Raw genomic sequence first — 13,284 nt, forward strand, 5'->3', positions numbered from 1 at the left:
GTGGGCCCTTTACAGGTGGTGCTTGTAGGTGTCGTACTCGGCGTCGGGTTCTCCCGTGGGCCGGAAGTACTCGATGTTGTCGATGCCAAACCCCCACTCCTCGCGGGGTCTCCACACGGCCTCCACGCGCATCCCCATCCGGACCTCCTGGGCGTCGACGTCGGCCACCAGGTGCAGGAAAGGAATATCGGCGCCGTCGAGCAGCACGTAGGCCGCCACATACGGCGGTTTGATGCGCTGGCCCTGAAACGGGATGTTGATGATCGCGAACGTCGTCACCGTGCCCTTGTCGGGCAGCTCGACGAATTCGGTGGTCGGCTGGCCGGTGGCCGGATCGGCCCCGTGCGGAGGGAAGTACACCTTTCCTTCCACGCCGTCGGCGCTGCGGGTGCGGGCGCCGAGCAGTTTGCCTTCGGCGATCGCCCGCAGGTAGGCGCTTTCCTCGTGGGAGGCGGTGTGCTGGATTGTCAGCGAGACCGGCGTGACGATCATGGTCACCGGATCCCGTTCTCCCGCAGGCACTTCCGGTACCGGCTCCGCCTCGGCACCCAGCGCGAAGTAGGCGATGTCGGTGATGGCGCCCACCGGCTCGTCGGCCCAGTGCACGTGCACCCGGGCGCCGGTGGCCATCGCCTCGGGCTTTTTCGCGTCCACCGCGTGCATCAGCAGGGTGTCGGCGCCGTCGAGCTTGATCAGGGCCCACGCGAACGGCCGGTCCAGCGGCTGGCCTTCCAACGGCTCGGGCTGCCAGCTCCACGACGCGACGGTGCCGACCGGCGACACCGGCACCATCTCGGACAGCGGCTCGTAGGTGACCGGGTCGTATTCCGCCGGCGGCACATGCACGCGACCGTCGGATCCGCGCACCCCCAGGATCTGGCGGTCGCGCAGGGCGGTGAAGAACTTGCCGAGGGTGGGACCGACCGAACGGGTGTAGTCGAAGGACAACGTCAGCGGCGCCGAGAGCGGCGGCTCGGGGTGATCGGTCAAGGTCGGGCTGCTTGAGCTGGCTGTCACGCCATCGAGTAGAACAGGTTCTAAGAACCGTTTCAACATCGGGTCGGCTAGCCGGGAAGGGCATGGTTATGAAGCTCGGGTTGCAGTTGGGGTATTGGGGCGCTCAGCCGCCGGCGAATCACCGGGAACTGGTGACCGCCGCGGAGGAATCCGGGTTCGACGCCGTGTTCACCGCGGAGGCGTGGGGCTCCGACGCCTACACGCCCCTGGCCTGGTGGGGCTCGTCGACGCAAAGACTGCGGCTCGGCACGTCGGTGGTCCAGCTCTCGGCGCGCACGCCGACCGCGTGCGCGATGGCCGCGCTGACGCTCGACCACCTCTCCGGCGGCCGGCACATCCTGGGCCTCGGCGTGTCCGGTCCGCAGGTAGTGGAGGGCTGGTACGGGCAGCGATTCCCCAAGCCGCTGGCCCGCACCCGGGAGTACATCGACATCATCCGGCAGGTGTGGGCCCGGGAGAAGCCGGTGACCAGTGCGGGGCCGCACTACCCGTTGCCGGTGACCGGCGAGGGCACGACCGGACTGGGCAAGGCCCTCAAGCCGATCACCCATCCGCTGCGGGCCGACATCCCGATCATGCTGGGCGCCGAGGGGCCCAAGAACGTCGCGCTGGCCGCCGAGATCTGCGACGGCTGGCTGCCGATCTTCTACACGCCGCGGATGGCCGACACCTACAACGAATGGCTCGACGAGGGATTCGCCCGTCCCGGCGCGCGCCGCAGCCGCGAGGACTTCGAGATCTGCGCGACCGCCACGATCGTCATCACCGACGACCGCGGCGCCGCCTTCGCGGCGATGAAGCCCTACCTCGCCCTCTACATGGGCGGCATGGGTGCCGAGGACACCAACTTCCACGCCGACGTCTACCGCCGGATGGGCTACGCCGAGGTGGTCGACGAGGTGACCAAGCTGTTCCGCAGCAACCAGAAGGACAAGGCCGCCGAAATCATCCCCGACGAGCTCGTCGACGACGCCGCGATCGTCGGCGACGTGGACTACGTCCGCAAGCAGGTCAAGGTGTGGGAGGCCGCCGGGGTGACCATGATGGTCGTCAACGGCCGCGACGCCGCGCATATCCGCGAACTCGCCTCGCTGACATAACCAGGGTGTTGCCGGGGGAATAGAACACGTTCTAGTGTGGCGATCGCAAGCGCGGCGAAGCCGGGCGCCGGGGGCACCCCCGCGCAAGGTGGGGGACGGGTCGCCACCAGGATAGGAGACCGGATGACAGCCTCGCAGCACACCATCGCGGGCAGGGTGCTCACCATGCCGGTGCGGATCCGCGACGCGAATCAGCACATGGCCATGTTCTCGGTCGACGCCGACGCCGCGCAGCACCTGATCGACTACAGCGGCCTGCGGGTCTGCCGCTACCTGCCCGGCCGCGCGATGGTTGTCCTGATGTTGATGCACTACATCGACGGCGACCTGGACCAGTACTACGAATTCGGCACCAGCGTGATGGTCAACCCGCCCGGGTCGAACGCGAGCGGTCCGCGCGCCCTGCAATCGGCCGGCGCCTTCATCCACCACCTGCCCGTCGACCAGGAGTTCACCCTCGAGGCCGGCACCAAGATCTGGGGATACCCGAAAGTGATGGCGGACTTCGCCATCCGCGAGGGCCGAGACTTCGGGTTCGACTGCACCGTGGACGGTCAACTGGTGATCGGCATGGACTTTCGCCGCGGCCTGCCGTTTCGGCTGACCCCGCGCCAGCAGGCGCAGCGCAGCTATTCACACCGCGACGGCGTCACCCGCGAGACCGCTTTCGAGCACACTCTGGACGGGGTGCGCACCCGATTCGGCGGGGTGCGCGTGCGGCTGGGCGATCACCCCTACGCCAAAGAGCTGGCGTCGCTGGGGCTGCCGAAGCGTGCGCTACTGTCCAGTTCTGCCGACCACGTGCAGATGACATTCGGTGATGCTCAGGAGATCTCATGACCTCGACGGACCTGGAGACGAGGCCGGACGTCGATCTGACCGACGGCACCTTCTACGCGGGGGACTCCCACCCGTTCTATTGCTGGATGCGCGAGAACGAGCCCGTGTTCCGGGACCGCAAGGGTTTGGCCGCCGCGTCGACGTACCAGTCGGTGATCGAGGCCGAGCGCAGACCCGAGTTGTTCTCCAACGCCGGGGGCATCCGACCCGACCAAGACGGCGTCGAGATGATGATCGAGATGGATGATCCGCAACATCTGTTGCGCCGCAAGCTCGTCAACTCCGGCTTCACCCGCAAGCGCGTGAAAGACCAGGAGTCCAAGATCGCGTCGCTGTGCGACACGCTGATCGACGCCGTGTGCGAGCGCGGCGAGTGCGACTTCGTCTGGGACCTCGCCGCGCCGCTGCCGATGGCGGTGATCGGGGACATGCTCGGCGTGCGGCCGGAGGAACGCGAGATGTTCCTCAAGTGGTCCGACGACCTGGTCGGCGCGTTGAGTAGCACTGCGGCGCAAGAGGATATCCAGGTCACCATGGAGGCCTTCGCCGCCTACAGCGAATACATGATGGGAATGATCGCCGAACGCAAGCAGGCGCCGACCGATGACCTGGTCAGCGTCCTCGTGCACGCGGAGGTCGAGGGATCGCGGCTGGAGGACCATCAAATCGTCACCGAGGTCCTGCTGCTGCTGATCGGTGGCGACGAGACCACCCGGCACACGCTGTCGGGCGGGACCAGGCAACTGCTCCTGCACCCCGATCAGCACCGGCGCCTCGTCAAGGATCTGGGATTGCTGCCCAACGCGATCGAAGAAATGCTGCGCTGGACCTCCCCGGTGAAGAACATGGCCCGCACGCTCACCGCCGACGTCGACTTCCACGGCACGCAGCTACACCAGGGCGAGAAGATCATCCTGCTGTTCGAGTCGGCGAACTTCGACGAGAAGGTCTTCGACGACCCGGAGAGCTTCGACATCGAGCGCTACCCGAACAACCACCTCGCCTTCGGCTTCGGCACGCACTTCTGCCTCGGCAACCAGCTCGCCCGGCTGGAGCTGTCGATCATGCAGTCGCGCCTCCTGCAGCGCCTCCCGGACTTGCGCCTGGCCTCCGACGCGGACCTGCCGCTGCGGCCGGCGAACTTCGTGTCCGGCCTGGAGAAGATGCCGGTGGTGTTCAGCCCGAGCGCGCCGCTGGGCTGACGCCCAGTCACAGCGGCCCCACTGGCCCCTGCCGGAGGCGACACCCGATGTGCCCGCCTCGTAGCGACAACCGTTCGCGCCCGCGGATCCGTCGGCACCCGTTGTGGCGATTGTCGCTATGAGGCGGGCAAACAGTCGGTCGCCCGGGCGGGGAGGCTGGTGTGGCGGCTGTGGCTACCGCCCGTGCGCCTACCGGTTCTGGAAGTTGGGCTTGCGCTTCTCGGCGAACGCCCGGGGGCCTTCCTTGGCGTCGTCGGAGAGGAACACCTTGATGCCGATCTGGGTGTCGATCTTGAAGGCGTCGTTCTCGTGCATGCCCTCGGTCTCGCGGATGGCCCGCAGGATCGCCTGCACGGCCAGGGGACCGTTGTTCTCGATGATCTCGGCGATCTCCAGGGCCTTCGTGAGCGCCTGGCCGTCCGGGACCACGTGGCCGATGAGGCCCATCTCCTTGGCCTCGGCGGCGGTGATGTGGCGCCCGGTCAACAGCAGGTCGCACGCCACGGTGTAGGGGATCTGCCGCACCAGTCGCACGGCCGAGCCGCCCATGGGGTACAGGCTCCACTTGGCCTCGGAGATCCCGAACTTGGCGCTCTCGCCGGCGACGCGGATGTCGGTGCCCTGCAGGATCTCGGTCCCACCGGCGATGGCCGGCCCCTCGACGGCCGCGATGAGCGGCTTGGTCAGCCGGCGGCCCTTGAGCAACGCGTCGATTCGCGAGGGGTCGTAGCTGCCGTCCTTGAAAGACTCACCCGGCGGCTTCTTGGTTGCCGCCTTGAGGTCCATGCCGGCGCAGAAGTAGCCCCCGGCGCCGGTGAGGATGCAGCAGCGGATGTCGTCGTCGTTGTCGACGCGGTCCCAGGCCTGCACCATGATTTCCATCATTTCCGTGCTCAGCGCGTTGCGGGCGTGCGGCCGGTTCAGGGTCACGACGAGGGTGTGACCGCGCTGCTCCACCAGGGCGTCCGGACCGGTCTGCTCGTTTGCTGGAGCCCCACCATTCTGCGAAGCCACGGCTACCACCTTTCGGTCGACGTTGGGGGTGAGCTTGTCAAGAAATGTAACACGTTCTAATTTGGTGGCCGTGGCCTTGAATATTGCCGATCTTGCCGAGCACGCGATCGACGCCGTGCCTGACCGTGTCGCCCTCATCTGCGGCGACGACAAGTTGACCTACGCCGAGTTGGAGGAGAAGGCCAACCGCCTGGCGCACTACCTGCTCGATCAGGGCGTCAAGAAGGACGACAAGGTCGGCCTGTACTGCCGTAACCGCATCGAGATCGTCATCGCGATGCTCGGCATCGTCAAGGCGGGCGCCATCCTGGTCAACGTCAACTACCGCTACGTCGAGGGCGAGCTGCGCTACCTCTTCGACAACTCCGACATGGTCGCGCTGGTCCACGAGCGCCAGTACTCCGACCGGGTCGCCAACGTGCTGCCCGACACCCCGAACGTCAAGACGATCCTGGTGATCGAGGACGGCTCGCGCGACGCGGAGGGGCCAGACTACCAGCGCTACGGCGGCGTCGAGTTCTACTCCGCCATCGCCCAGGGTTCACCCGAGCGCGACTTCGGCGAGCGCAGCGCCGACGATATCTACCTGCTCTACACCGGCGGCACCACCGGCTTCCCGAAGGGCGTCATGTGGCGCCACGAGGACATCTACCGCGTGCTGTTGGGCGGAACCGACTTCGCCACAGGTGAATTCGTCAAGGACGAGTACGACCTGGCCAAGGGGGCGACGGCCAGCCCGCCGATGATCCGTTACCCGATTCCGCCGATGATCCACGGCGCCACCCAGTCGGCCACCTGGATGTCGATCTTCTCCGGCCAAACCACCGTTCTCGCACCGGAATTCAACGCCGAAGAGGTATGGCGGACGATCCACAAGCACAAGGTGAACCTGCTTTTCTTCACCGGCGACGCGATGGCCCGCCCGCTGCTCGATGCGCTGGACCGCGACCACGACTACGACCTCTCGTCGCTGTTCCTGCTCGCCAGCACCGCGGCCCTGTTCTCCCCGAGTATCAAGGAGAAGCTGCTCGAACTGCTGCCCAACCGCGTCATCACCGACTCGATCGGATCGTCGGAGACCGGCTTCGGCGGCACCAGCATCGTCGCCAAGGACGCGCCGCACAGCGGCGGTCCGCGGGTGACGATCGACCACCGCACCGTCGTGCTCGACGAGGCGGGCAACGAGGTCAAGCCCGGCTCCGGTGTGCGCGGCCTGATCGCCAAGAAGGGCAACATCCCCGTCGGCTACTACAAGGACGAGAAGAAGACCGCCGAGACGTTCAAGACCTTCAACGGCGTGCGCTACGCGATTCCCGGCGACTACGCGCTGGTCGAGGAGGACGGCACGGTCACCATGCTGGGCCGCGGGTCGGTGTGCATCAACAGCGGCGGCGAGAAGATCTACCCGGAAGAGGTCGAGGCCGCGCTCAAGGGGCATCCCGACGTGTTCGACGCGCTGGTGGTCGGCGTTCCCGACCCGCGCTACGGCCAGCACGTGGCGGCCGTCGTGGCGCCCCGGTCCGGAGCCCGGCCGGCGCTGGCGGAGCTGGACCGTTTCGTGCGCTCGCACATCGCGGGTTACAAAGTGCCGCGCAGCCTTTGGTTGGTCGACGAGGTAAAGCGTTCGCCCGCAGGAAAACCCGACTACCGCTGGGCCAAGGAGCAGACGGAGGCGCGGCCGGCGGACGACGTGCACGCCGCCCACGTGACCGCTTGACCGATTTCGTCAAGCGCCCCCCCGCCGCACCCACCGGCTACTTCGGCTGGGAGGCCGCGGGGCTGCGCTGGCTGTCGAGCGTCGACGGCGGCGTCCCTTGCGCGCAGGTGGTGGCGGTTGATGCCGCGAGTTTGACGCTGCGGCAGCTGGATTCGGTGACACCGACTCGCGATGCGGCGCACGCGTTGGGCGAAAGACTGGCCGTCACTCACGACGCGGGCGCGCCGGCATTCGGCGCCGGGCCCGACGGCTGGGCGGGCCCGGGATTCTTCGGGCCGTTGTCGCAGCCGCTGCCGATGTCGCTGTCGACGCACGACACCTGGGGCGAGTTCTATGCCGAGGAACGGCTGGCGCCGATGGCCGGGCTCGCGGCCGCGCGCCTGGGCGCCGACACCCGCGCCGCGATCGACTCGGTCGTGGCGCGCTGTCGCGGCGGGGACTTCGACGACGACGACCCCCCGGCGCGGCTGCATGGCGACCTGTGGAGCGGCAACGTCATGTGGACGCCCGCCGGGGCGGTGCTGATCGACCCCGCCGCGCACGGCGGGCACCGCGAGACCGACCTGGCGATGTTGGCGCTGTTCGGCTGCCCGCACTACGACGCGGTCCTCGACGGTTACCGGGGCGTGCGACCGCTGCGACCGGGCTGGCGCGAGCGCGTCGGGCTGCACCAGCTGTTCCCCCTGCTGGCGCACGTCGTGCTGTTCGGCTCCGGCTACGTGCGGCGGACGCATGCCGCCGCCCGCAGCGCGTTGTCCGCCTGATCATTCAGTGGCTTACAGTCGTCGCAATGACGATCGACGTGTGGATGCAGCACCCGACCCTGCGGTTTCTGGGCAGCGACATGCTGGCCTCGCTGCGGCGCTGGACCGGTGGGGCCATCCCGGACACCGAGATCCCCTTGGAGATGACGGTGGCGTCGATGGACGCCGCCGGGATCCAATTGGGGCTGCTGAGTGCGTGGCGCGGCCCGGGCGGCCTGGACCTGATCTCCAACGACGAGGTCGCGCAATGGATCGCGGCGTATCCCGACCGGTTCGCCGGTCTGGCCACCGTGGATCTGGACCGACCGATGGCGGCGGTGCGGGAGTTGCGGCGGCGGATCGACGACGGCTTCGTCGGCCTTCGGGTGGTGCCGTGGCTATGGGAGGCGCCGCCCACCGACCGCCGCTATTACCCGCTGTTCGCCCAGTGCGTGGAGGCCGGGGTGCCGTTTTGCACCCAGGTCGGTCACACCGGCCCACTGCGGCCCTCGGAGACCGGCCGCCCGATCCCCTACATCGACCAGGTGGCGCTGGACTTCCCGGAACTGGTGATCGTGTGCGGGCACGTCGGCTACCCGTGGACCGAGGAGATGGTCGCCGTCGCCCGCAAGCACGAGAACGTTTACATCGACACCTCGGCCTACACCTTGAAGCGGCTGCCGCCGGAGCTCGTCCGGTTCATGAAAACCGGTACGGGACAACGCAAAGTGCTATTCGGCACCAACTATCCGATGATCTCGCCCACCCGCGCGCTGGAGGCCCTCGGCGAACTCGGGCTCACCGAGGACGGGCGCCGCGATTTTCTGCACGCCAACGCCGAACGTGTCTTCAGTCTGGAGGTAAACCGATGAACGGTGCGCAGGCGCTGATCAACACGCTGGTCGACGGCGGCGTCGACGTGTGCTTCGCCAACCCGGGCACCTCGGAGATGCACTTCGTGGCCGCGCTGGACACGGTTCCGCGGATGCGCGCGGTACTGGCGCTGTTCGAGGGGGTGGCCACCGGCGCGGCCGACGGGTATGCCCGCATGGCCGATCGCCCCGCCGCGGTGCTCTTGCACCTGGGGCCCGGCCTGGGCAACGGGCTGGCCAACCTGCACAACGCGCGCCGCGCGCGCGTGCCGATGGTGGTTGTCGTCGGCGACCACGCCACCTATCACAAAAAGTACGACGCCCCACTGGAATCCGACATCGACGCGCTGGCGGGCACCGTCTCGGGATGGATGCGCAGAACCGCCCAAACGGCCGACGTCGGGACCGACGCCGCCGAGGCGATCGCGGCCAGCCGAACCGGCTCGTATATCTCGACGCTGATCCTGCCCGCCGACGTCTCGTGGACCGACGGCGCGCAACCCGGTTCCCAGGGGCCCGCCGGGCCGGTGGTGGCGGCCCCGATGCCGACGACCCAGGCGCTCGAGGCGCTCCGGTGACCGGCGCGCGGTTGCTGTGCGAGACGTTCCCGGCGCGGCTGGAGCGGGGCGCGGGCGTCCCCGCCATCGAAAGGCTGGCCTATTTCGCCGAGGCCGCCACGGCCCAGCTGGAGGGCGCCAAGCATCTCGTCCTGGCCGGCGCCAAGTCGCCGGTGTCGTTCTTCGCCTACCCCGGCATGCCGAGCGACCTGGTGCCGGGCGGCTGCGAGGTGCACGTGCTGGCCCGGCACGACGGCGCGGCGGCGGCGCTGCGGGCCCTGGCCGACGAGGTGGCGCCCGGAACCGAGGCCGCCGTGGCGGCCGCGTCGCGTCCGGAGTTGCCGAGGGGTGCCCTGACGTCCGCGTCGGCGGCGCAGGTGATCGGCGCGCTGTTGCCGGAGCGGGCGATCATCGTCGATGAGGCGAACACCTCGGGCCTGTTGCTGCCGCAGGCGACGGCCGGGTCGCCGGCGCATGACGTGCTCACGCTGACCGGCGGGGCGATCGGTTACGGCATCCCGGCCGCGACAGGTGCCGCGGTGGCCGCGCCGGACCGGCCGGTGCTATGCCTGGAGTCGGACGGCTCGGCGATGTACACGATCTCGGGCCTGTGGACCCAGGCGCGGGAGAACCTCAACGTGACCACCGTGCTCTATGACAACAACGCCTACGACATCCTGCGGATCGAACTGCAGCGCGTCGGCGCCGGATCCACCCCGGGACCCAAGGCGCTGGATCTGCTCGACTTGTCCCGTCCCGCAATGGACTTCGTGAAGATCGCCGAGGGTATGGGGGTTCCGGCGCGGCGCGTCGGCACCGCCGAAGAATTCGCCGACGCGCTGCGGGCGGCGTTCAGCCAGGACGGGCCGCACCTGATCGACGCCGCGGTGCCCTCGTTGATGGGTTAGCCGCGATGGGGCGCTTTCCGTTCGGTCAGCGCCGAAAGGTGACCGGCGAGCCAGTCGGCCATCCTGTTCACCAGATCGACTCCCGCTTCTAATGATTCGGCCTGCGCGGCCAACGCCACGCCGGCCTGGCCCGAGGCGGACGGGACGGTCCCGAACTGCCGGACCAGATAGTCACCGCGCAGTCCGGGCCCCCAACCACCCTTGGCGGCAATGCCTTTGGCGGCCAGTCCCCAGCGTTGGGCGGGGGTGAGGCTGCTCATGAGCTCGATCACGGGGGCGGCACCGTCCAGTGCCGGCAGCCGCGCGGCGAAGCACGCCTGGGCGCGCAGCGACCACCGCGTTTGGCCAAAGGGCGTGAAACCATCACGCAGCCGGCGGGATTCGACGACGGTCTGCCCATCGCCGGCTTCGGCGATGACGGCCTGCACCCGGCGGGCGGCCTCCGGCGGCTCGCCCAGCTGGGACCACAATGCCTCGGAGGCGGGATTGTCCGACCGTGCGATCGCCGCGGCCAGGTGGCCCTGCGCCCGGGCGGGATCGGCGCGCAACGCCGCGATCGCCAACGGCACCTTGATGGTGGACCAGGCGACCCCCGTCGACCACTCACCGAGTGACACGGTTGCGCCACCCGGCGCCGCGATCGCCGCCCCGATGGGGGCGTCCGCGCGAAGCCGCGAAAAGCTCGCCCGCAGCTCGTCTTCCATCTACCGGCGAATGGGGCAGACGCGGTCCGCACAGTCGACGCCCTCGGCGGACAATTGGCGCTTGAGGACCTTGAAGGTGACGGTGCGCGGGAGCTCGGTGCTGATCCGAACGTAGGACGGCCACTGCTTGCGCCCCAGGTCCGGCTGCGCGGTGAGGAAGGCGCGGAATTCGTCGGCGTCGAACTGCCTGTCCGGCGCCATCACCACGGCGGCCATGACCTGGTCGCCGACGACGGGATCGGGCACCGGGTACACCGCCACCTCGGTGACGTCGGGGTGGCGCAGCAGGACCCGCTCGATGGGCGCGGCGCCCAGGTTCTCCCCGTCGACCCGCATCCAATCACCCAACCGCCCGGCGAAATACGCGAAGCCCGCGTCGTCCCGATAGGCGAGGTCGCCGCTGTGGTAAGCGCCGCCGGCCATCCGCTCGGCCTCCGCCGCCGCGTCGTTGTAGTAACCCTCGAAGCGGCCCGGCCCGGCGACGTTCACCAGCTCACCGACGACGCCCGGGGGACATGGTTGGCCGGTCTCGGGGTCGAGGATGTCGATGCCTTCGGGCAGCGGCCCCAGTGCGCCCGGCGGTGTGTCGGGGGTACGGGCGATCGCCACCCCGCCCTCGGTGGAGCCGAACCCGTCCTGAACCACGCACCCGAATCGGCGGCCGAAGCGCTCGACGTCGGCGGGCACACCCTCGTTGCCGTACACCGCGCGCAGCGGGTTGTCCGCGTCGTCGGGCCGCTCCGGTGTGGCGAGCACGTACGACAAGGGCTTGCCCACGTAGTTGGCGTAGGTCACGCCGTAGCGGCGGACGTCGGGCAGGAAACCGGACGCGGAGAACTTGCGCCGCAACGCCATCGAGCCCCGGCAGGCCGCGGCAACCGCCCACCCGACCAGCACGGCGTTGGAGTGGAACAACGGCATCGACACGTAGCACACGTCCTCGGGGCCAAGGCTGAAGCGCTGCGTCATCGTCGCCCCGGCGACGGCGACCTTGCCGTGGCTGCACTTCACCGCCTTCGGCTCCCCGCTGGTTCCGGAGGTGAAGATCAGCATGAAAAGGTCCGCCGGCGAAGCGGATTGGAACCGTAGTTCGCCCGTGCGGTGCCGATTCACCACGTCGGCCCATTCGGCGGAGTCGACGTTGATGTGCTCGATATCACCAAGGGGACCGGCGGAATTCGAGTCGGCGAGCACCACTTGGCAGTCGGCACGCTCGATGTCGCGGGCCAGCGCCGCGCCGCGGCGCACCGGATTCAACCCCACCGGCACGATCCCGGACATTCCCGCCGCCACCAGCATCGCGGAGAAGAACGGGGTGTTTTCCAGCAGCACGCCGACGTGCGGCGGCCGGGTGGGGTCGAGACGCTCGCCCAGCGCCGCCGCGACCGCCGCGCCGTGCCGCAGGTGTTCACGCCAACTGGTGAACGAGTCTTCGAAATAGACACCGCGGTCGTCGATTTCGGCCAGCGGTGCTAGCAGATCTGTGACCGTGAGGTCGGTCGCGCCGCTAAGCAGGGGTGTCCGCCAACTCGCGGCCGATCCGACGGAGCTGTCCCGTGGCACTGCCCAACGCGAACTCGGTGTCCTTGGCGGCCAGGAAATAGCGGTGCACCGGGTGGTCGGTGTCGACACCCACCCCGCCGTGCACGTGCACGATGGTGTGCGCCACCCGATGGCCGGCGTCGGCGGCCCAGAACGCCGCGCTGGCCACGTCGATCTCGGCCGGGACGTCCTCGGAGACGCGCCAGGCCGCCTGGGTGAGCGTCAGCCGCAACCCCTTGACGTCGATGTATCCGTCGGCCAGCCGCTGCGCCACGGCCTGGAAGCTGCCGATCGGGCGGTCGAACTGCTCACGGGTGCGTGCGTATTCGGCGGTCAGCTGGAGGCCGCGTTCCAGAACGCCGAGCTGAAATGCGCTGCGGCCCAGGGTCGCCAGCGTATCGAGCCACACCACCACCTCGGCACCTCCGACCATCCGGGTGCCGTCCACCTCGGTGTCCTCCAGCGTCAGGTGCCCGACGCTGGACAGCCCCGTGGTCTGCAACGCGGTCACCGAGACGCCGGGGTCGTCGGCGGCGACCAGGAAAACCGCCGTGCCTGAGTCGGTTTCGGCCGGGACGAGGAAAGCGTCGGCCACCGGGCCGAAGCCCACCTGGGTCCGGGTGCCGGTGAGCCGGTAGCCCTCGCCCGCGCGGGCGGCCCGCACCGGTCCCTCACCCATCTCGCCGGCGAGCGCGGCGCTCAGGACCTTCTCCCCGCCGACCGCCGGGGCGCCCCACTCCTGCTGCAGATCATCGGAACCGAACCGGGCCAGCGCGCCGGCGCCCAACACCACCGAATCCAGGTAGGGGACCGCGGCCAACTGGTGGCCCAGTGCGACCAGGATCGCGACCTGTTCGAGGGCACCGAAGCCGTCGCCACCCAGCGAGGTGGCCGACGCGCTGGACAGGATGCCGGCGTCGATCAGCTTGCGCCACAGCTCGCGGTCGAACCGGTGCTCGAGGGTATCCAGCTCGCGCTGGCGTTCGGGCGTGCACACGGCGTCGACGATCGTGTCGACCAACCCACCGAGATCCTGGGCCGCTTCAGTTGTCGTGAAATCCATTGCAG

At 69.0% G+C, this 13,284-nt stretch carries 11 protein-coding genes and 1 pseudogene; 7 read left to right on the top strand and 5 right to left on the bottom strand.

Annotated features, from left to right (window positions below):
• Nucleotides 1-9: 9 nt before the first annotated feature.
• Nucleotides 10-1,017, bottom strand: coding sequence for a Zn-ribbon domain-containing OB-fold protein (locus BN971_RS12380; protein ID WP_085182723.1), 1,008 nt, complete (start codon nt 1,015-1,017; stop codon nt 10-12).
• Nucleotides 1,018-1,085: 68 nt separating this feature from the next.
• Between BN971_RS12380 and BN971_RS12385 the strand changes: the two genes are divergently transcribed.
• The 3 genes from BN971_RS12385 (at nt 1,086) to BN971_RS12395 (ending at nt 4,159) form a co-directional block, all read left to right on the top strand.
• Nucleotides 1,086-2,117 carry an LLM class F420-dependent oxidoreductase gene (locus tag BN971_RS12385; protein ID WP_085182722.1) on the top strand — a complete coding sequence of 344 codons (1,032 nt, stop codon included), beginning with the start codon at nt 1,086-1,088 and terminating at the stop codon, nt 2,115-2,117.
• Between the two features lie 123 nt (nt 2,118-2,240).
• On the top strand, nt 2,241-2,957 hold the full coding sequence (locus BN971_RS12390) for an acetoacetate decarboxylase family protein (RefSeq protein ID WP_085182721.1): 717 nt from the start codon (nt 2,241-2,243) through the stop codon (nt 2,955-2,957).
• Entirely contained in the window at nt 2,954-4,159 is a 1,206-nt protein-coding gene (locus BN971_RS12395) for a cytochrome P450 (protein ID WP_085182720.1), read from the top strand. The genes BN971_RS12390 and BN971_RS12395 overlap by 4 nt, the downstream gene beginning before the upstream one ends.
• Nucleotides 4,160-4,348: 189 nt before the next feature.
• On the opposite strand, the gene BN971_RS12400 is transcribed toward BN971_RS12395, so the two are convergent.
• On the bottom strand, nt 4,349-5,173 hold the full coding sequence (locus tag BN971_RS12400; protein WP_085182719.1) for a crotonase/enoyl-CoA hydratase family protein: 825 nt from the start codon (nt 5,171-5,173) through the stop codon (nt 4,349-4,351).
• A gap of 64 nt (nt 5,174-5,237) precedes the next feature.
• Here BN971_RS12400 and BN971_RS12405 point away from each other — a divergent pair, with 64 nt between their 5' ends.
• The 4 genes and pseudogenes from BN971_RS12405 (at nt 5,238) to BN971_RS12420 (ending at nt 9,970) form a co-directional block, all read left to right on the top strand.
• Nucleotides 5,238-6,890: an acyl-CoA synthetase gene (locus BN971_RS12405; protein ID WP_085182718.1), complete on the top strand. Its 1,653-nt coding sequence runs from the start codon at nt 5,238-5,240 to the stop codon at nt 6,888-6,890.
• Nucleotides 6,887-7,654: a fructosamine kinase family protein gene (locus BN971_RS12410; protein WP_090350138.1), complete on the top strand. Its 768-nt coding sequence runs from the start codon at nt 6,887-6,889 to the stop codon at nt 7,652-7,654. Before BN971_RS12405 ends, BN971_RS12410 begins: the two co-directional genes overlap by 4 nt.
• A gap of 26 nt (nt 7,655-7,680) precedes the next feature.
• Nucleotides 7,681-8,505 (top strand): amidohydrolase family protein, encoded by an 825-nt coding sequence (locus tag BN971_RS12415; RefSeq protein ID WP_085182716.1) that lies wholly within the window; start codon nt 7,681-7,683, stop codon nt 8,503-8,505.
• A pseudogene (locus BN971_RS12420) lies at nt 8,502-9,970 on the top strand (acetolactate synthase large subunit). Before BN971_RS12415 ends, BN971_RS12420 begins: the two are co-directional and overlap by 4 nt.
• Here BN971_RS12420 and BN971_RS12425 read toward each other — a convergent pair.
• From BN971_RS12425 to BN971_RS12435, 3 genes are read right to left on the bottom strand one after another with little or no spacing between them, the layout of a single operon-like run.
• The gene (locus tag BN971_RS12425; RefSeq protein WP_085182714.1) at nt 9,967-10,674 is read right to left on the bottom strand and encodes a serine hydrolase family protein; all 708 of its coding nucleotides are present in this window, start codon (nt 10,672-10,674) and stop codon (nt 9,967-9,969) included. The pseudogene BN971_RS12420 and the gene BN971_RS12425 overlap by 4 nt on opposite strands.
• Nucleotides 10,675-12,189, bottom strand: a complete 1,515-nt coding sequence (gene fadD17 / locus BN971_RS12430) for a long-chain-fatty-acid--CoA ligase FadD17 (protein ID WP_085182856.1) — start codon at nt 12,187-12,189, stop codon at nt 10,675-10,677. It abuts the gene before it with no gap.
• Nucleotides 12,182-13,279: an acyl-CoA dehydrogenase family protein gene (locus BN971_RS12435; RefSeq protein ID WP_085182713.1), complete on the bottom strand. Its 1,098-nt coding sequence runs from the start codon at nt 13,277-13,279 to the stop codon at nt 12,182-12,184. Before BN971_RS12435 ends, fadD17 begins: the two co-directional genes overlap by 8 nt.
• Between the last annotated feature and the right edge of the window lie 5 nt (nt 13,280-13,284).

Source organism: Mycobacterium bohemicum DSM 44277 (assembly GCF_001053185.1).
Classification (GTDB): domain Bacteria; phylum Actinomycetota; class Actinomycetes; order Mycobacteriales; family Mycobacteriaceae; genus Mycobacterium; species Mycobacterium bohemicum.